General features: G+C 66.4%; 14 protein-coding genes. 9 read left to right on the top strand and 5 right to left on the bottom strand.

Annotation, left to right across the window (positions count from 1 at the left end; translation table 11 throughout):
- The first annotated feature begins 216 nt into the window (after nucleotides 1-216).
- Genes ACYVIH_RS04010 through ACYVIH_RS03990 form a run of 5 tightly spaced genes read left to right on the top strand, consistent with a single transcriptional unit; the run spans nucleotide 217 to nucleotide 2,996 of the window.
- Nucleotides 217-540 carry a hypothetical protein gene (locus tag ACYVIH_RS04010; RefSeq protein ID WP_460866282.1) on the top strand — a complete coding sequence of 108 codons (324 nt, stop codon included), beginning with the start codon at nucleotides 217-219 and terminating at the stop codon, nucleotides 538-540.
- 3 nt (nucleotides 541-543) lie between these two features.
- On the top strand, nucleotides 544-933 hold the full coding sequence (locus ACYVIH_RS04005) for an E2/UBC family protein (RefSeq protein WP_460866279.1): 390 nt from the start codon (nucleotides 544-546) through the stop codon (nucleotides 931-933).
- On the top strand, nucleotides 930-2,384 hold the full coding sequence (locus ACYVIH_RS04000; RefSeq protein WP_460866277.1) for a ThiF family adenylyltransferase: 1,455 nt from the start codon (nucleotides 930-932) through the stop codon (nucleotides 2,382-2,384). The genes ACYVIH_RS04005 and ACYVIH_RS04000 overlap by 4 nt, the downstream gene beginning before the upstream one ends.
- Nucleotides 2,381-2,761 (top strand): DUF6527 family protein, encoded by a 381-nt coding sequence (locus ACYVIH_RS03995; protein ID WP_460866275.1) that lies wholly within the window; start codon nucleotides 2,381-2,383, stop codon nucleotides 2,759-2,761. Before ACYVIH_RS04000 ends, ACYVIH_RS03995 begins: the two co-directional genes overlap by 4 nt.
- 25 nt (nucleotides 2,762-2,786) lie before the next feature.
- Nucleotides 2,787-2,996 carry a KTSC domain-containing protein gene (locus tag ACYVIH_RS03990; protein WP_460866272.1) on the top strand — a complete coding sequence of 70 codons (210 nt, stop codon included), beginning with the start codon at nucleotides 2,787-2,789 and terminating at the stop codon, nucleotides 2,994-2,996.
- A gap of 98 nt (nucleotides 2,997-3,094) precedes the next feature.
- Here the strand turns inward: ACYVIH_RS03990 and mobF are convergent, their stop codons facing one another.
- On the bottom strand, nucleotides 3,095-8,470 hold the full coding sequence (mobF, locus tag ACYVIH_RS03985) for a MobF family relaxase (protein ID WP_460866270.1): 5,376 nt from the start codon (nucleotides 8,468-8,470) through the stop codon (nucleotides 3,095-3,097).
- Between the two features lie 341 nt (nucleotides 8,471-8,811).
- On the opposite strand from mobF, the gene ACYVIH_RS03980 reads away from it, so the two are divergent.
- The 4 genes from ACYVIH_RS03980 to ACYVIH_RS03965 all read left to right on the top strand — a co-directional run bounded on the left by ACYVIH_RS03980 (nucleotide 8,812) and on the right by ACYVIH_RS03965 (nucleotide 11,926).
- On the top strand, nucleotides 8,812-9,036 hold the full coding sequence (locus tag ACYVIH_RS03980) for a hypothetical protein (protein ID WP_460866268.1): 225 nt from the start codon (nucleotides 8,812-8,814) through the stop codon (nucleotides 9,034-9,036).
- Between the two features lie 14 nt (nucleotides 9,037-9,050).
- Nucleotides 9,051-9,350 carry a hypothetical protein gene (locus tag ACYVIH_RS03975; RefSeq protein WP_460866265.1) on the top strand — a complete coding sequence of 100 codons (300 nt, stop codon included), beginning with the start codon at nucleotides 9,051-9,053 and terminating at the stop codon, nucleotides 9,348-9,350.
- Nucleotides 9,347-10,648 (top strand): hypothetical protein, encoded by a 1,302-nt coding sequence (locus ACYVIH_RS03970; RefSeq protein WP_460866263.1) that lies wholly within the window; start codon nucleotides 9,347-9,349, stop codon nucleotides 10,646-10,648. Before ACYVIH_RS03975 ends, ACYVIH_RS03970 begins: the two co-directional genes overlap by 4 nt.
- 573 nt (nucleotides 10,649-11,221) lie before the next feature.
- Nucleotides 11,222-11,926, top strand: coding sequence for a TIGR02391 family protein (locus ACYVIH_RS03965; RefSeq protein WP_460866261.1), 705 nt, complete (start codon nucleotides 11,222-11,224; stop codon nucleotides 11,924-11,926).
- A 493-nt stretch (nucleotides 11,927-12,419) separates the two neighbouring features.
- Here the strand turns inward: ACYVIH_RS03965 and ACYVIH_RS03960 are convergent, their stop codons facing one another.
- The 4 genes from ACYVIH_RS03960 to ACYVIH_RS03945 all read right to left on the bottom strand — a co-directional run bounded on the left by ACYVIH_RS03960 (nucleotide 12,420) and on the right by ACYVIH_RS03945 (nucleotide 18,207).
- Nucleotides 12,420-13,475: an Eco57I restriction-modification methylase domain-containing protein gene (locus ACYVIH_RS03960; protein ID WP_460866260.1), complete on the bottom strand. Its 1,056-nt coding sequence runs from the start codon at nucleotides 13,473-13,475 to the stop codon at nucleotides 12,420-12,422.
- A 1-nt stretch (nucleotide 13,476) separates the two neighbouring features.
- On the bottom strand, nucleotides 13,477-16,893 hold the full coding sequence (locus ACYVIH_RS03955; protein ID WP_460866258.1) for a DEAD/DEAH box helicase: 3,417 nt from the start codon (nucleotides 16,891-16,893) through the stop codon (nucleotides 13,477-13,479).
- The gene (locus ACYVIH_RS03950) at nucleotides 16,802-17,455 is read right to left on the bottom strand and encodes a DNA methyltransferase family protein (protein WP_460866256.1); all 654 of its coding nucleotides are present in this window, start codon (nucleotides 17,453-17,455) and stop codon (nucleotides 16,802-16,804) included. The genes ACYVIH_RS03955 and ACYVIH_RS03950 overlap by 92 nt, the downstream gene beginning before the upstream one ends.
- A 314-nt stretch (nucleotides 17,456-17,769) precedes the next feature.
- Nucleotides 17,770-18,207, bottom strand: a complete 438-nt coding sequence (locus tag ACYVIH_RS03945; protein WP_460866254.1) for an HAD family hydrolase — start codon at nucleotides 18,205-18,207, stop codon at nucleotides 17,770-17,772.
- Nucleotides 18,208-18,339: the final 132 nt, after the last annotated feature.

Here is an 18,339-nt window from a genome sequence, read left to right as displayed (position 1 = left end):
TGGAGCGCGGATGCCGGCTCGAGCTGGTGGCTCATGCCGGGCTTTCCGCTTGTGTCGCGACGGCAGCTGGATGCCCTTGTCATGCGCATCCAGTCCGGCCGATCGGTCTCCCAGAGTTGGCTCGTCTGTTCTGGGTGAGCTCGTGCAGGGACCTGGCCGTTGCACAAGCCCACTCGCGCCCGTCGGGCGATCCAGAAGTCAAGGAGGAAGCACCCCATGAACGAGAACGACAACGCCGAGCAGAACGGACGCAGTGTGTCTACGGAGAAGGCGAAGGACCCGAAGTCGGGCAAGGTGCCCATCTACATCGACGGCACGAAGTACCACCCCGAGGGCAACAAGCTGACCGGGGCACAGCTGCGTACCGTCTCGTCCCCGCCGGTGAGCAGCGACCGCGACCTGTGGCTCGACGTCGTCGACGAGCTCGACAAGCTCATCGAGGACGACGAGGTCGTCGAGCTGGAGAACAACATGCGGTTCTTCACCGTGCCGCGCGTCATCAACCCCGGCCAGGGCATCAACCTGAGCCACGGGGCCTGATCGATGGGTGCCCTCGTGGCGGTCCTCCGCGAACAAGACCAGTCCGTCCTCGAGTCGCTGGGCTACAGCTACTCGGTCGAGGTCTCCGACGGGTTCGTAAACGTCGTTCTGGCGAACTTCCCGACCCCGGGTCTCGACCCGTGCCACGTCGATCTGCTCTTGCGCCTGCCGATCGGGTTCCCCGACGCCACCCCGGACATGTTCTGGGTGTCGCCTGCCCTGACGGCCAAGGGCGCCGCGATCCCGGGCACCGAGCTGACCGAGAACTATCTCGGCCGGTCGTGGCAGCGGTGGAGCCGTCACATCGGGGGCCAGTGGCGCCCGGGCGTGGACAACCTCGAGACGTACCTCGCGTACGTCCGCCGGGCTCTAGCGATGGCGGGCGGCAAATGATGTCGACCCGCATCGCGTTCACCGAGGGCCAGTTCGCCCCGCTCGTTGCCGCCCTCGGCTCCCGTGACGAAAGCGCGGTGGTCGTCGCGACCTCCCTTGTGGAGGCCGCGACGACCACCGCGCCCACGGCTGACGCCGACGGCACCAAGGTCGATCAGAGCATCACGCTCCTCGCCCAGGTGATCACCCCGGTCCCCGAGGGCGCCTACGTCGAGCGGGGACCGATGGGCCTGTCGATCCTCTCCATGGGCTGGGTGCCCCCGTTCCGTGCGGTGGTCGCGAATGACCTGATCCCCGTGTTCGTGCACACCCATCCGCACGGCCTGCCCGAGTTCTCCACCTACGACGACCAGGTTGACGTCGACCTGGCCATCTCCGCCCGAGCGTTCGGCGCCAAGTACTACGCGGCCATCGTTATCGCCGGCACCCCGGACGACCCGGAGATGGCCGCGCGGCTGTGTGACCTCGGTGAGAACTTCAACAGCCGGGCTCCGGAGTTCATCGTCATCGACGCCGTCCGGGTCGCCGGCGCCGGCCTCCGCCTATACCTGCCGCCCGCCGCCGACGGCGGGGAGTCGACCGAGCAGCTGTCGGTGTTCGACCGACAGATCCGGATGCTCGGACCCGACGGCAACCGCACCCTCAAGCAGGTCCGCGCCGCCATCATCGGGGGTGGCGGGACCGGTTCTGCGGTCGCGGTCCAGGTCGCGCGTCTCGGTCTGGGCGAGCTCGTGATCGTCGACGACGATGTCGTCACCGACCCGACCCCGACCCGCGGCCACGGCATCACGACCTCCGACGTCGACCGGCTCAAGGTGAACGCCCTCGGTGACCACCTCGACGCCATCGGTCTCGGGACCCCAGTGGTCCGCATCGACAAGCCGCTGCACCACCCGGACGCGATCGTCGCGATCGCTCATGCCGACGTCGTCTTCAGCTGCGTCGACGGACACGGCGCCCGCCTCATCCTGAATCGGTGGGCGTTCGCGCACATCACGCCGGTCATCGACGTCGCCGTCCTGGTCGACCCAGCCGAGAGCGAGGACACCCGGGAGGTACAGATCGAGCAGCGCGTCACTTGGGTCGCCCCCGGCACGGCGTGCCTGCTGTGCCGTGGGCGGATCGACCCCGCGCTAGCTGCGGCGGAGAACCTTGACCCGGTGACCCGCAAGCGTCTCGCCGGCGAGGGGTACGTCCAGGCCGCAGAGACCCCGCAGCCCGCGGTCGTCACCCTCACCACCAGCGTCGCTGCGCTCGGCGCCACCGAGTTCCTCCTGCGCCTGACCGGCCTGGGCAGGACCGACGCGACCGAGCTGCTGCTGCGCTCGCACCTCGGTGAGCTGCGGCGCAACGCCCGATCGCCGCGTCCCGGCTGCTTCTGCACCAACGCGGGCTTCGTCGGTCGCGGCCTCCGAGCTCCGTACCTCGACCTCGCCGGGGTGCTCCAGTGAAGCGCCTCTTCACCCGCACGGAGATCGGCGTCGTCCGGGCCTACCGGCGAACCCGCAACGCCCACGCCAAGTCCCGAATCACCCGGGTCATCATCGTGGCCGACCGCGCCGAACTGCCCGAGGATCTCCATCCCCGATGCGTTTACGTCCTCGGTGCAACGACACCGAAGTGGGCGCTCCTGGACTGCCCCTGCGGACGCGGCCACACGATCGAGCTCAACCTGGCCAACCCCGCGAGAACTCGCTGGAAGGTCACCACCAACAACTCCGGCCAGCCGTCCGTCCACCCGTCCATCGACTACCAAGGCGAACCCCGATGCCACTACTGGCTCAAGAACGGTCGCGTCCAGTGGGTGCCCAACCGGACCCGCCGCTGAACAACCTCAACCAGAGGAGAGCAAGATGACCATGGTCCCCGTCGTCTCCGACACCATCGCCTTCGTGGGCTACGACCACGCCACGCACACCCTGCGGGTCAAGTTCCGCAGCGGCGGCATCTACGACTACTACGACGTCCCCGTCTTCTTGTACGAGGCCATGCTGCTCCCACACCCCTGGCGCCGCGTCGGACGCCAGATCCGGGGCCACCGCTACCGTCGCGTCGCAGCCTGAGTCGACGACGGACCGTAGCGGCTGCGTCAATCTGGGAGCCGCTGTGACGCTGGTTCGTGCAGTCGTTCGCGGTGCTGTGTAGGCCGCACGGCAGGGGACTATCGCTGCGGGCCCGCCTTTCGAGAGGCCCGGTCATCAAGAGCCGGCGCGCTTGGCACCGCGGCGCTCGGCGTGATGACCGGCGGGCAAGAGTTCGTGGCCCACAGGTTGGGGACGTGCTTGTGCGCGACGCCTATGCGAGCAGACGCGAGCAGCGTGCTGGTCCGTTGGGCGAACTGCTCGCGTGGTTGTTCAGTCCAGCGATCCCCGGCGTCGATGACTTCGAGGTTCAGCATGCCGACGGGCAGGGAGGCGCGTGCCGTCACTTCCTCGATGTGCTGAGGCCATTCGTACGGCGGCAGAGCACCGATGATCTGACCGGCTTCGCGGACCAATCGCAATCGGGACGCCGGCGACTGCGACTCCTCGACCTCGGCGACCAATCTCTCGAGCAGTTGAGCTGCGAACGGCTTCGCCTCCTTAAGACGGCGGGCCACCTGATCTGCGCCTTGCGTATTAAGAAGATCCGCGGGGTCGGCTCCGCTCGGCAGGTCGACGTACCGTGGGTTGCCGCCCATCGCGGCCAGTTGCCAGAAGGCTCGCTGCGCGGAGAGCCAGCCAGCTGCATCGGGATCGGTCGCGATGACGACACGGTTCGGCTCATCATTAAGAAGCGGCTTGAGCTTGGTTCCCTGGGTTTCGGTGAAGGCCGTGCCGAGCGGGGCGACGCCGACGTAATCGCCGCCCCCCGCGATTGTGACTGCCAACGCGTCGAGCGGACCCTCAACGATCACGGGGACCGCGCCACCCCGAAGTTCCTCGGAACTCTCGACTAGTCCGAACAGCATTTCGCTCTTGCGAAACGCAGCGGTGGACCGGGTGTTCAGATACTTGGGGCCGGCGTACTCAGAGTCGTCTTTGGTCGGATTGCGCCGGCCGATGAAGCCGACGACCCCGTCCACCTCCCGTAGCGGGATGACCAGCCGGTCCTTGAAGGCGTCAACGAGGTGACCTCGATCCGTGCGGCGAGCGAGGCCGGCCTCGACGAGCTCCTGGACAGTGGCACCACGAGAGGTCAGATGTCGGATGAGGCTGGTCGGGCCAGGTGGCGCGTAGCCGACCGCAAACCGGGTGTCGTTTCCTAGGTCGCTCCCGAGGCGGTCCCGGAGGTAGGCGGGTGCCCAGGAGCGCTGATACAGCCCGACGTAGTAGTCGCTCGCCTCTTGGTTGAGCTCGAGGATCCGAGCACGCCCGACGCCGGGCGGCTCAGGCGGAGGTGCGACATGGAGCAGGTGCAGGTCGTCCGGTGGGGTGGTTGCGTCATCCAGCGGGTCCGGCGGCGCATCGTCGGACTCGTGCGGAACGTCGGTCAGAGCGGCGATGCGCCAGACCATCGCTTCGCACAGCTCGGACGGCGGCATTGTGAAGCGGTCTCCGTCCCTGAGCCCATTCGTGACGCTGCCGATGAGTTGGTCTGGCATCCACTCCCCGGCGGCGTGGACAGCGGCGGCGAGAGCCGGCCAGGCGGGGGCGTCCATGACTTGCTCGGCGACGTCCTCCCCGAGGTGCTCGGCAAGCAGGGGCGTCCAGGCTGGACGCAGGTCAGCTGCTGGCTGACCGCTGGCGTGGAGGGCGGTGGGGCCGAGATGGCGGACTATGCGCCACCACAGCGCGTCAGCCGGTACCTCGGTGGGCAGCGGACGTCTTTCGGCGAGGGCGTTGCGCACGAGCTGTGGGACGTCGAGGCCGGCGCGGTCGAGCGAGCCAAGGTGGTCGCTCAGCAGCCGGTGGTGCGGATCTGAAGTGACCTGCTTCGGCAGCAGCGCATCCCACGTGCCCTGCCGGCGCCCTCGCATCGTGCTCCGCGCACGGTGGTCGAGTCCGTCCTGGTGTCTCCGTGCGTCGGCACCCAACTGACGAGGTCCGGTCGGTCGTGTGTCGTCGTCCGGAACGGCGTACGAAGCCCGCCAGACCGCAAGATCGCCACTGAGATCCGCGTCTCGGCCGGTGAGTGGCCGTGCCCAGTCGGGTGCCATCGTCAGCGACCAGGCGGCCGCCTCGGCGCGGACCTGACCGGCGAGGGAGACAACGCGACTGGCTCGGGCTCGCAGGTAGTTGCCCCAGTCCGCGGACGTGGCCAGCGCTTGCGGGAGTGCGGCGAGCCAGGGGAGTGGGCCGCCGTCGGATGTTGTGCTGATGCGCCAATCGAGGACGGCAGCGACGTCCTCCGCGGTGTCGCTTTCGCGCTCTGCAAGTGCATCGGCGAGCACCATGACAGGGTCATCGCCGTCGATGGCGCGGAGGGCCAGATTTCCTCGCAAGGTCGGGTACGCCGGGGCCCTGGTCAGGCCGGGGAACAGCGCTTCGGCTTGAGCGTCAAGCGCAACGAGGGCGTCCTCGCCGACGGCCTGCTCGGCGGCGAAGGCGACGGCATCTTGGTATCGGAGCACGGCCTGATGGAGCTGCGCGGCAGCCGAAGCCAGTTCGTGCTGAGTGCTGCTGGCCGAGTGCTGGGAGCCGTCCCGCTGCAGGATCGTGGCGAGTACGTCGATCGCAGTGGGCGGGAGGAGCGACTCGCGGCGGACGAGATTGTGTGGATCGCCGTCGTCCGCGGTGGCGAGGTAGAGGTGGTTCGCACTGCGGCCGCGGGAGAGGGCGACGTAGAGCAACTGCCGTGACTCCTCGCCGGAGACCACCGTGTGGCAGGTGTCGGTGGTCTGGCCCTGAGCGGCGTGGACAGTGGCGGCGTACCCCAGTTGGACATGCTCGCGGACATACTCGGCCGGTAGGACGATGCTGCGCCGCAGTTGATGGTGCCGCGCATGCAGGCTCCCGTCGCGGCCGACGGCCGTGACTGTCCAGCGGTCGCCGTTCTTGACCCAGTCGGTCGCGGTGAGGGCGAGGTGGCGCTCGTTGCGGCGGGTAACGATGGTGTCGCCCACGGATGCGGCGGTGCCGTCACACAGTGAGACCTCATCTCGGGTTTCAACAGAGCTCTCCTCTGCGGCGAGCCGTTCGGCGCGGGCGCGCTGGTTGAGCTGGGTGACCAGGTCGCGGGTGGGGGCCAGGAGGAGAGTGTCGAGCCCGGCGGCGCGGTCGGCGGCCCAGGCGGCGTATGCCTGATCCGTGGCCGAACCGGTGTCGCCGACGTGGATGCGTCCCTGATCCGCGTAGTAGCCGAGCGCGGCAGGGGAGCCCTGGCGTACGGCGAGGGTCGCGGCGGCCTCAGCGGGGTCGGTGAACCGGCGTACCTCGGACAATGTCGCGACGCCGGTCGTGCGGGCGAGGTCCCGGAGGACGCCTCCGGCAGCGACTGCCGCGAGCTGCTGGTCGTCGCCTACCAGCCGCACGGATGCGCCGCGGTTGAGGAGGAAGTCGAGGGTGTTGGCGAGTTCGATGGTGCCTGCCTGTCCTGCCTCGTCCAGGACGACGAGCGTGCGCGGTCCAACCTTCTGCATCCACGTGGGCCACTGCCCCTTTGGCAGGTGGTGCAGGGAGTGGGTGAGCTTGGTGAGGGTGTCGGTGGGGGCTTCGATGGCTTCGCGGAGCTCATGGGCTGCGGCTGCGGAAGGGGCCAGCCCGAGGACCCATCCGTCTGAGTCGGTCCACGCGCGGGTCAGCACCCGCATGGTCGTGGTCTTGCCGGTGCCGGCCGGGGCGAGGGCGAGTTGAACCCGGGCGCCGGAGGTTGCGAGACGTCGGACGAGGGTGCGTTGTGCCTCGTTGAGCGGTGTCCCGTTGGCGGTTGCTTCGGCGACGGCAATGCCGACTCGGACGTCGCTGATTCGGCGGCCGTCGTGTCGCTCGGCGGCGGCGAGGATCCTCTGTTCGGCGTCGAGGATCCGTCGGGAGGTGTAGATGGCCGCCCCGTGTACCTCGTACACGCTCTCGCCGTCGGGCCTGCGTAGCGCAGCCGGCTCCCGGACGGGATCGGGGCTGTCGAGCCGCACCGACTCCTGCTTGAGGCAGAGCTCGACCAGCCTGCTGACGGCTTGCTCGAGGGCATCGGGGGCGAGGCCGAGGCGACGCACCTGACGCTGGGCCTCGGCGCGGATGTGCCAGACGGTCCACGTGGCCCGACGCGCCTCCACCTCCGCGACGACGAGACGGGCCACCTCGGGCAACGGAGGGCCGGGGGCCGACCGCGAGGGGCCTTCGCGCAGCGCATCCTCAACCATGCGATCGACGGCGGTGTTGCTACCCAGAAGGCTGACCGCCTCCTGACGCCAGGCGATCCGCTGCTCGGATTCCGACCGTGGAGCGTGCTTGGCATCGCGGGTCTCCAAGGTGGCCTGCTGCGCGAGTGCCAGCGCCTCCACCGCGGTTGGCGGACGCCCGTGGACGTCTTGGAACTCAGTGGCAAGACGTGCGCGTCTGGACTCGATGGCCGCCCGGCGCCGCGACCACGCCTTGGTGAGTGCCGGGTCGATGCCCGCGATTTCCCGGACGCGCCGCTTCCCGGTCTTCCCGCCGCGTTCTGTGAAGCGCACACCGAGGCGCTCAGCGAGCTCGGCTTCGAGGCGGGTGTTGTAGTGCTCTGAGGCAGCGACCTTGGCGCGGTACAGGACGCGGCCGTCCAGCGCCAGCCAGCGGTCGTCGAGGGTCTGGACCTTGTTGGAGACCGCGACATGGGTGTGCAGGTCGGGGTCGCCGGCGCGGGAGTCACGGTGGGTGAACGCGGCCGCGACGAGCCCGCGCACCGGCACCTGCCGGACACCGCCGTTGCCGACGCGGGTGAACGCCACCTCTCGTTCGATCCACGCCACGGTGTCGGCGACAGCTGCGTCGTGCGCGGCGCGGACCTGTTCGGCGACTTCTGGTGGTGCCAGCGCCCAGAGAGCCGAGACAGACTTCACCGGGGAGAAGGTCAGGTCGTAGCCGGCGACGGCCGTGGTGCTCTGCCGGCTCAGCTTCGCGAGGAACCCGGCCAGTTCCCGGTCGTCGGCCGGTGGGCGCTCGTGCTGCTCGACGAACCTCCGGCGGGCGATGTCGGTGCGGATCTGCGCCCGTACGTCGGGTGGCACGGGCGTGTTCCAGTGCCGACCGTGCTCGAGGTTGTAGTCGGTGAAGGCCCTGGCGATTTCGGTGCGGCACTCGCCGGCCGCGGTGTACACCCGGAAGGCGCTGCCCAATGCGCCTGCAGCCATCGCCTGTTGAGGACTCCCACCTTCCGCGAGGACCCGGGCTTCGAGGAGAGCGCTGTTGGGGTGACGGCCCTCTCCGAACAGCGCCTTCATCTGCGACTCGGTGACCTCGTCTCCGGTATCCAGGCCGAGACTTGGGAGCCCTGAGCCGATCCATCGGCCCGGCGACTCACCCTTCTCGGCGTAGTAGTCACCCAAGCTCGCGTGGCCGCGGTCGGTTGCGTCGTGGGCGGCCACCTGCCGGGTCAGGTACGTGTACCCGTCCCCGGCGGTCAGCTTGACCAGACCCATCACACCCCGCCATAGGAGTCGCGGCGAGGTGCTCGTGGACAGCCTGTCGTTGCGGACCTTCGCGCGGTCCGGTCATCGCATGCACCAGGTGTGAGGCCTCGGGATGAGCTCGCCTGGTGAGACCGGTGGCCTTGCGTCGGCAAGGTCCGTGGCTGTCCACGAGGGATGAGTCGTGGTGCCTATGCCTGTCGACAGTTCGAGGACCGGAGGCATCGATGGGCAAAGTCGCAAATACCGCGGTCAGGCGGCGCCGGCGTCGTCGGAACGACGATCTCAGCCGAGTAGCGACGGCCGGGACAGACGCCTCTCTCGAGGCGGACTTTGTCCGTCGGCAGCGCCGTATGGCTGTCGCCGAACTGCGGCGCGCCGTCCGCACGCAGACGCTCGCCCGCGACGCGATCAGCTCGGCTGAGGAGCGTGGCGCGGTGGCGGCGCGGACCCTCGCCGACCAGGGCCTGGCTCAGACCGAGATCGCCGCGACATGCGGCATCCCGTTGTGGACGGTCCGCCGGTTACTCGCCCTCACCAAGCCCACCGACCGCACTGCGACCGGCCGGGACCACTGAGAAAGGAAGCTCTCATGCTGCTCTCCCATGCGGTGCTGTTCGCCGAAGCCCGGTCGTACCTGTGCGCCCTTGCCGATACCGCCAGCGGTTTCGACGCGAGCCTGGAGTACGAGCGAGTCCTGCTCCACCTCGACCACCTGCACGGCGGTCAGGTCACCCCCATAAGCATCGTGCCTACCGGCGACCGCACGGTGCTGTACGACGTCGCCCGCACCGCAATCACCCGGCTCGTCGACTACGGGATCGACCGTTACGAGCTCGCGATCTGCCTGAGCATGCTCGCCACGGCCTGGGAAGACGAGCAGCAGCCGTGACGTACGGCGACGTCGCCTCGCGGTTGCGCGAAACGATGACCTGGCTGCTCGAGCGCCATCGCATTACCCAGCAGCTCGGCGGACCCGGCTCCTTCCGGATCCCCGTCACGACCACCGAGGCCGATCGGTTGGCCATGGGGGAGGAGATCCAGCACTACCGCGCCGCAGTCCTGACTTACTGCCTGGAGGCCGTCCGAGCGGCCACCCCGACGGCGGACCTCGATGGCAAGGACCGACTGCGAGACCCTGCTGTGGCACTGCGCTACCAGCTTGAACTGGCCCGTTCAGGAACGCCTGCTGACGCGCAGCTGTCCTCACTCATGAGGCAGCGGTCGAGGTTTGAGCTCGTGTCGCATTGGCAGGACGCGGCCAGGATCGCCATCGAAGGGGAGCGGGAGATCGCTGCAGTCCGCCACCAGCCGCTGTCTTGGGAGCAGCAGGCTCAGCTGCTCAAGGACGCGGCCGATCTGACACGCGGGCTGGTCGTGTTGGACATCCGCTACAAGAACGTTCCGGGCTGGCGATTCCTCGAGCAGAAGCGCCGCGTTCTCACGGCGGCCACCGCGGTCTCCGAAGGCCTGAGAGCGTCCGATCTCGATGCTTCGGTCGACCACCTCGGCTGGCGGCCGACTCCCGGGATCATCGAGGGGCCGGCGTTACCCGGCCTGGCCGGCGTCCTGCAGGCGCAGCACAACGCGTCCGTCGACCTGAGTCACTTCCCGTCGGCCTTTCACTTGCGCCACGTGCTGGTGGCTCAGGCGGATCTATCCCAGCAGTCAGCGCGACTGGCTGTATCCGTAGGATCGTCGACCACGGCCTCCTTCCAGGAGCGAGCCGCGCTGTATCGCGAACTCGTCGTGGCCTCGCGGCCGCTAGGCGGTCAGCTCGGCGCTGGCCAGGTCGCCGCGGTAGAGAGCGCCAACGCGGCCCGTCGCATGGCTTCCGGTCCGGCCGACGGCGAGGACGTCGAACGGGCGCTGGCCAAGCTGATGCACCTGAGTGGCCGCGTGGACGTCAAGATCGCCGCCGCCGTCGAGCATGGCTTCCGCGAGAACCTCTACTTCGTCGCGATCAAACTGCCCACCCTTGGTCGGCCTGGCCCGGACGGAATCGTCCGTGCGGCACAGAAGCACATCCCGGTGCACGAACCAGCTCAGTCGATACTTCTCGAACTATCACGCGAACGGCTCCGCCCAGCGGTAGCCATAACGCACACCTCCGCTGGCGACGGTCGGACTCCGCGCGCAGTCTTTGAGGCCACGATTGCGAGGTCAACTCCATCGCCTCCCGCACGCTGATCATGGGTGCCACCCCCAGTTGTGCGCGGGCGGCCGGACTTCGTCCGCGTTTGATCGCTGGTTTCACCCCTGAGCGACCGGGACGCTCGCTCCTGGACACGATCGAGGAGCCTGTTCCTTTGTGTCCGCCGCAGCCAGCAGTGATCGGATAGGTAATCCGATCCCCGGAGTCGAGAGATTAGGCAGATCGTTGGCGGCGAAATGATGCGCCCAGGACTGCAGTTGAGAGTCCCCCGGCGGCCTTGGACATCAGCTCCTTGCGCGGAAACTGACTCCAGAGCAGTTGCGGGCCTATACCGAAATGGTCGATAGAAGACGCTGAGTCACTCCTGGGAGCGCCTCTCTCCATTCAGGACAGCAACTGGATTCTGGGTGCTGGGCGGTCTCGGCTGTGTGATGAAAACAGTGCCAGAGCTGCGCCAAGAGGCTTTTCCTAGTTGTCTAGGGGGCACGCGCCAGCAGCCAAATGAGTGTGGCGGGGTCGTAGGAGAGGCGCACGGCCCACTGAGAAGTGTAGGAGAAGTGCAACGCAGTTGCGCACTGCCGTAGGCGGCGGCGGGTACGGTGCTGGCCGTGAACATCGACTGGGCGCTCGGCATCCTTGACGACTTCATCCGTGCATGGGAAGGGCTGGGCGCTGGCGACCGGAACGGTCACGACTACCGCGACGAGCTGCGTCGGCTCATTTACCCGGTGAACAAGATCTACGAGCAGCTGAACGCTCCGCCTATCGACGCGCAGCTTGATTTCTACGACCCCGAAGACTCGTTCGGCTCCCCGCTTATGACAGCCAAGCAGGCTATTGGCGTGCTCCACCACTTGGAGGATGTGGCGATCAATCTGGCCCCGTCCGCGCCGTCCCTCAGCGCCGACCAGTTTCACCAGTGGGTGTGGAGGGCCGCGTCGACGTTTTGGGCGACTGGTCACTTCCCGTCCGCGGTGGAGACCGCCGCGAAGTCGTTGACGGCACACATCCAGGAAAAGTCGGGGTCCAAACTGGCCGACCGTGAGCTCGCGCGGGACGTGTTCTCCCCGAAACCGTCGAAAGACGGTCGGGCCCGGCTGTGGCTTCCTGGTGAACGTGACACCGACACGTGGGCGTCCCGCCAGGACGGGCTGCATTATATGGCGATGGGCGCGTACGCCGGGCTCCGGAACGTGGCCGCGCACGAGCTCAATACCGGATGGTCCGAACGGGAGGCGCTCGAGCACCTTGCGGTGCTCTCCACGGTCGCCAGGTGGGCAGCGGAAACCGACGTGGTGTATCCGGTCCCGTAGCCCTGCCGGGCGTAAGACTCGGACCGGAGCGTGGCCGCGTCGCAGTGGGCGGACTGGGTTGGGGGGACGGCCCGTGATCGGAGAGGTAGGGCTGGTCGACATCCGTCCTGGGTGTCGGCCTTCGCTGCGCGTAGGAGGGCGGGGTTCGCGAGGACAGCGCGCCAGCGCCGCCCGCAGCGCGGGGTCCCGCCCGCGTAGCGCCCGCGCCGAAAGCGCGCTTGAGCCAGTAAGGAAAGTCCTCACGAGACGGGCGGGTCGAAGACGGTCATGGCCTCGGCCGGGCCAATGCCTCGCTGCATGTCTTGGCGGCCCGATAGCGACTGGACTCGTCGGCTGCCCTTCTCGCCCACTCGTCTTCGAGCACGATCAGCGTGCCTAGCGGGCGGAAGATGCCGTAGATCAGCGGGGGCCGGCGTACGGAGCGACCTTGCCATTTGCCGGCGGCGGCTCCGGGTCGGCTGAGCTGTCGGTCGGCTGCACCATGATTCCCGGGTCACTCCATCGGCTTGACCTTGGCCTCGATGAAGGCGGTCTCCTCGGCGTCGAGCCCGTACTTGGCGTACAACTGTGCGTCGATCTCGGGGACGGTCTTGGTCCAGTCGATGTCCGAATCGCTTGTGAAGTCCTGCGCCGGAACGAACTTCCACGTGCTTCGCGGGTTGTCCTGCGTGATCTTCAGGACTCCGAGCATCGCGCGTGCGAACTTGGACTTGAGGTACTTCAGGCACGCCTGTGCCTCGGCTTCGGCGTCGAACGAGCCGATGGTGATGAACGTCTGCGTGACCGCGATACCCGGCTCAAGCACGGTCGGGTTGTTCAACGGGACGCCGAAGAAGTCGGTGGTCGACCCCGACCCGTTCGCCTTCGGGACCGCAACCTTGTAAGCACCGAACGACGGAGGGCCAGTGATGTAGTCGCTGCGAAGCCAGCGGAATGCACGCCTATTCTTGATCACTCCGAGGACGCGCACGTACTCGCTGCCATCGATGGGCTTCTCGGCGTAGTACAGGAACGAGAACAACTCAAAGGCGTTCGTGTTGACCAAGGCTGTGTTGCCCACGGGGCGCATTGCGAGTGCCTCAGGATGGTCCTCATACAACTTTTTGGTGTAGCGGTATGAGCGTGAGCTCGTGATGCCGAGGGTCTCGATGAGGGCCGTTCCAGACTCCAGGACTTTGTGTCGGATCGTGGTGAGTTCGGGGTGCTTGATGAAAAAGCCGATGGGGCCGAGCGTGCGCTCCGAGTCGCGGTAGGTGACGGCGATGCCGCCCTTGATGGGGTCCGTGAGGCTCGGGAACAGACGGCTTGAGTCGGACTCGTAGTAGGCCACGCTCAGGTGCGCGTCGGCCAGCATCTTCTGGTTCCACGCCTTGGGCGTGAGGCCACCGTCGAACAGGAAGCGTGCGGGTGTAATCAGCACGGCCTTAGTGCCGATCTCGTACGCGGCGTCCATGAATCGGTGGTAGATGGGGGTCTCTCGGGTGCCTTCACCCTGTGCCTCCTCCTGGTAGGGAGGGTTGCCGATCACGACATCGAACTTCTTGGTCATGTCAGTTGTCTCCCAGCATGTCGTCCACTACCTTCTCGCGTTCCTCGGGGGTCATGCGGGCGAGGTTGCCGACCCGGAAATGCCCTGAGTCCAGAAGCCACGCCCGACGCTCGGCCACACCACCGCTGACGGCCTCAAGCGTGATGTTGTGCAGGATCTGGTTGTGGCTCATCTCGAACACCTGACGGGTGAGGATGTGCCGCAGCCGCTCGTCCTGGTCCGGGATGGCGTCGGCGAGGCCCTTGTCGAGCCTGCGCACGAGTTCCATGCAGAACAGGCCGGCGGTGGAGAACAGGTCCGCGAACGTCTTGTCGGGGTCGGAGAAGATGTCCGGGTTCTCCTTCTCCAGGGTGTCGCACATCAGCGTGACGACTTGCTTTGGGGTGAACACGAGTGAGGTCTTCTGCTGGGGGATGTACGCGAAGATGTCCTCGGTGAGCGCGGGGTCGAAGTAGTCGGAGAGTTCGTCCTTCTTGTTGAGGAACTCCTGGATCGCCTGGTTGAACACCTCCTCATCGAACAGGCCCGGAACATTGGTGACTTCGCCGGTCGTTGGGTCGGTGACCTCGCGGCCGTCGCGGAGCTTGCGGAAGTCCTCCTCGGTGATCCCCGTGATCTCGTGGAACACGTCGTCTGGGGTGTATTCGTCGAAGTTGGCAAGCGTGATGTTCCGTTCGCCATAGGCCATGAGAAACATCGGGATGGTCCGTGCGAAACCGCGCAGGTGGTCGCGGGCCGCATCCATCGTCTTGTCGACCTGCTTCTGGGCCTTCTTTGTCTCCTCGCGCTTGACGACGGTCTCGGTGACGTTGTCGAGCGTGTCGTGGAAGATCGACAGCACCTGTGCGTCGAGCTCGGCCTTCGCCTCGGCCTTCTTCGCCTCGACCGCCTGGAACTCGGTTTCGGTCGCCGCTTCCTTGGCTTCGGCGTCGATGTGGCTAAGCGCGATCTGATGGTCGACGTAAGCGCGCTCCACCTTGGCCTTCACCTGCGCCTCGGTGGCCTTCTCGTCGTTCTCGACCTGCTTTGCCGTCATGCCGTACTCGGCCGCGGCCTTGGTCCGTGTCTCGCGTGCCTTCTCCGTGACGATCGCGGCAATCTTCTTGGCCGCCTCGGCCGCCTTCGTCGTTGCCGGGTCCAGCGGCGGCACGTCCTCGTCGGAGTAGACCGGCTTGCCCAGCTCGGCGACCTTCGGGTTGATGACGGTGCCGACGTCGACCTGAACGTTTCCGTCTGCGTCCGTAGTCGGTGGCGGGACCGGGACCTCGACCGGCTTGCCCTTCTCGACCTTCTTCTCCTTGGCGACGGGGAGCTGGTTGAGGATGTCCTGGAAGTGCTCCACAGCCCGGAAGATGCCTGACACGTTCGCGAACAGCAGGTTCGACATGAAGCCCCGCCGAACGACCTCACGGGCCTTGAACACTTGCGGGAACGTGAGCACCTGGGCGGCGTCGAGTTCGATCATGCGACCCTCGGTATCTTCACCGAGGATGGGGAAGAAGTTCAGCAGCCGACGGATGTTCTCCCGGCGCTCACCGGCGTCGACCGGCGGGTGCGGTGCAAGATTGTTCGCGAACGCGTCAAAGATCGTCAGCGTGCGCTCGGGGGCGAAGTCGAAGATGTAGGCGTTCTTCTTCTGGAACACCTTGTCGCCGCGTGTGAACGTGCACGGGTTCTGCGAGCGGAACGCCGCCTGCATGTACAGAGCGGGCGAGGACAGGTTGGACAGCATGATGACCGCCGTCCACTCGGGCACGGTGACACCCGTCGTGAGCTGACCTACCGACAACGTGATCGTCTTGCCACCGTCGGCCTCCGCCTTCGCGATGGCCGCGCGGACCTTGTCGAGCGATTTTCCGACAGTCACAGAGTCGTCGGCATCCTCGTCCAGACCGTCGTTCTCATCAGCCTGGGGGCGGCCGTCGCCGGCCGCGAGGATGACCGTGTACTCGCTGAAGACGGGGTGCTTCTTGAGCATCCGCTCTAGCGCCTTAGCGGAGGCGACCCGGTTGAGCAGCCAGAACGAGTGCCTGATCTCGTCGCGCAACTCCGGGGTGGAGAACGGGTACTTCTCCTGCGTCGTCAGCGCGTCTAGGAACCGTGACACATCCGCTTCGTAGACGAAGTAGCCGTTCTCCTTGGTGGAGAAGAACTCCGCCAGGTCGAACGTGTAGTCGACGTTCCCTGCCTCCTCGTCGAGGGCGACCCCTTCAGCGAGCCGATCGGCGACCATTCGGGAGAGCTGGTAGGTGAGCAGGTTGAGCGTCGGGAGCTGGACGTACGGGTTGTCGCTTGAGTCGTCCTTCCAAGACTCCTTGGCGTCCTGCTCGTTCTCGTAAGTCCAGTTGAAGATCTGGTCCTCGCCGAAGCGTCCCGATGCCAATGCCTTGAACGGAGTGCCCGACAGGTGCAATGCGTGGCGACGCTTGATCTGGTTGAACGCCACATCGGTCTTCGTCGTGTCGACGCCTTCGTGCGCTTCATCGATGACGAGCAAGTCCCAGTCGACGTCGGCGATGTACTTGAGCTTGTCGAAGGAGCCGCCGAAGTACTGCGACCCCTTGAGGTCCTGGAGCGACACGAACTCGATGATGCGGGGGTCCTGGTCGACGTTCTCCCGTGAGTACATCTTCCACTGCTCGCGCGTCATCGGGCTGCGCTGGGCGAGCGACGGTGAGTCGGACACGAACTGGTAGCTGGTCTGGTGGCCGATGAACCGCTGGTAGTCGTCGAACCAGGAGTTGGCGATGGCCGGGCGATTGGTGACGATCAGGGCGCGCTTGACATCCATCTTCCGCATCAGGTCGTACGTCGTCAGCGTCTTGCCGAATCGCGGCTTCGCGTTCCACAGCACCTCGCCAGCCCCCTTCGGGCCGAACGCCGTCATCGCCTGGCAGACGGCCTGCTGCTGCTCGGGCCGCAGTGTGTAGTCATCATGCGACGCCCCGAGCGGTGTGGTGAAGGACCTCGATGCGAACTCGAAGAAGTACTGCTGGCTCGTCTTCGGGGCGCCGGCAAACTTGTGCCACTCAGTGCGGTGCGGAGTGGTGTTGGGGTCGAACTCGCGCTCGATACCATGCTGGCGCAGGAAATCGTGGAAGTCGCTGTCGCGAAATGTCCCGCCGTCTTCGGTGATGAACGCCGCCCTGTACGCCCAGACCTTGATCTTCCTGATGTTGAGCTGGGACGCCTGCTGGCTGATCCGCTTGTCAGCGGACTCCTGCTCGGTGTACCCGATCTTTTCCCATCCGTCGTACTTCTGTACGTCAGGGGTGCGCCACGAGTAGATGAACGGTGTGATCTCGCGGTAGGTGCTGATCTTCGGGCTAGGCATCGGTCTTTTCTTGGTCGTGGACCTTCTCAATTCGGCACGCTTGGTAATCGTCATAGACGGTGAAGTCGAAACCAGCGTCGTCACGCAGCGAGGCGAGCGTAAAGGGATCGCGCCGCACCTCGCCGGGCTTTCCGTCGATTCGATGCCACCACGAGAACTGGATGTTCTCCCCCTTCGGGGTCTGGCCGGTCAGGGTGTTGCCGCGCACGATGTTTGTTTCGATCAGGAACGCTGCCGCCTGGTGCAGGTCGGTGTCCGGACCACAGGGGGTGCCGTGGGCCTGGTGAAAGCCGTGGAACTCGGCGAGCATGAGCGCCTTCGCGTCCTGGTGGTTGTCCTCAAGAAGCTCGATTCCGTAGATCGAGGCAAGCGCGAACAGCGATTCCGTCGGCCACAAGTCAGCCGGGTACCGCTTCTCGATCGCGCGGAGCTTGCGACGCAGGATCGCCACGAGGAAGTTGCCGTGGCCGGCCGCCGGCTCGAGGAAGGTCTTGTCGACGAAGTCCGGGCCGGCCTCCAACTCGTCATGGACCAGGTCGAGCATCCGGTCGACCATGTGACGCGGTGTGAAGACCTCGCCGTATGTCTTCACACGGAGCCGCGACTTCACGAACAGTTCCTCGACAATCGTCTCTGTCACCGTCACTGGCGCCCCTCATCTCGCCGACGTGCCGAGCAGGTTGGCGAGTTGGTGATCTCGTGATGGTGACGCATGCAGTCCATTGTGCAGCCTGAGGCGTGCGTCAGACGCTAGCGGTAGGGCGGGTCGTTCGCTCGACCGACTCGAATGGCAACGGAAGCGGCCAAGTTGACACCTAGGAGTCAACGCGAACTTGCGGCTCGACGCGGTCGGAACTCGTTCCACGATCGGATCGTCTCGGGCCGCCACAGAGGGGGCCGCCCGTGGCCTGAACCGCACGACACGCATTGGGGCCGTCGCTACCGACATCGCTCGCTGACTCAAGCTCGCACGATAAGTGCGTCTGGCTTCGCGTCCCGAAGGTCGTTCCTCCGGTCCGCCGACTTCGCAAGTCCGACGACTACTACGCCCGCGGAACGACCCGCCCGAATGTCAGAGATGGAATCGCCTATGAAGACACAATCCTGTGGTGCCACGTCAAGCAACTGTGTCGCGGCGATCACGAGGAACGGGTGTGGCTTGAGCAGGCGGCGGGTCTCCGGCGTTCGGCACGCGTAGGCGGTGAAGCGTTCCGACCAGGCGAATCGATCAAGGAAGGCGCGAACGGCGTTCTCGCTGTTGTTGCTGACGACCGCAAGTCGCAGAAGCCGCCGGGCCGCCTGTTCGAGAAGCCAGTCGATCTCGGGGCTTGGCTGACTGGTCAGGGCGCAGGCGATCCCCGCTGACGTGCAGGCCCGCTCCACGTCCTCTTGCTCCATGTGATCGGAGAACAGATCCGATCGCAGGCAAGGAGCGCGGAGCCACTACGCTCAGGATCCTGCGAAGCAGCGGGCGCGTGGCGTCAATCGTCGTGGTGGCCATCGTCCGCTCTGCTGGTACCAAGACCAATC

This window comes from Nocardioides pakistanensis (assembly GCF_054781215.1).
The sequence above is the reverse complement of the archived record's forward strand: the minus strand, read 5'-3'. Positions and strand labels throughout refer to the sequence as shown.

Coding starts and splice junctions, on each gene's coding strand:
- ACYVIH_RS04010 (WP_460866282.1), top strand. CDS start 217: ATGAACGAGAACGACAACGCCGAGCAGAACGGACGCAGTGTGTCTACG.
- ACYVIH_RS04005 (WP_460866279.1), top strand. CDS start 544: ATGGGTGCCCTCGTGGCGGTCCTCCGCGAACAAGACCAGTCCGTCCTC.
- ACYVIH_RS04000 (WP_460866277.1), top strand. CDS start 930: ATGATGTCGACCCGCATCGCGTTCACCGAGGGCCAGTTCGCCCCGCTC.
- ACYVIH_RS03990 (WP_460866272.1), top strand. CDS start 2,787: ATGACCATGGTCCCCGTCGTCTCCGACACCATCGCCTTCGTGGGCTAC.
- mobF (WP_460866270.1), bottom strand. CDS start 8,470: ATGGGTCTGGTCAAGCTGACCGCCGGGGACGGGTACACGTACCTGACC.
- ACYVIH_RS03980 (WP_460866268.1), top strand. CDS start 8,812: ATGGCTGTCGCCGAACTGCGGCGCGCCGTCCGCACGCAGACGCTCGCC.
- ACYVIH_RS03975 (WP_460866265.1), top strand. CDS start 9,051: ATGCTGCTCTCCCATGCGGTGCTGTTCGCCGAAGCCCGGTCGTACCTG.
- ACYVIH_RS03960 (WP_460866260.1), bottom strand. CDS start 13,475: ATGACCAAGAAGTTCGATGTCGTGATCGGCAACCCTCCCTACCAGGAG.
- ACYVIH_RS03945 (WP_460866254.1), bottom strand. CDS start 18,207: ATGGAGCAAGAGGACGTGGAGCGGGCCTGCACGTCAGCGGGGATCGCC.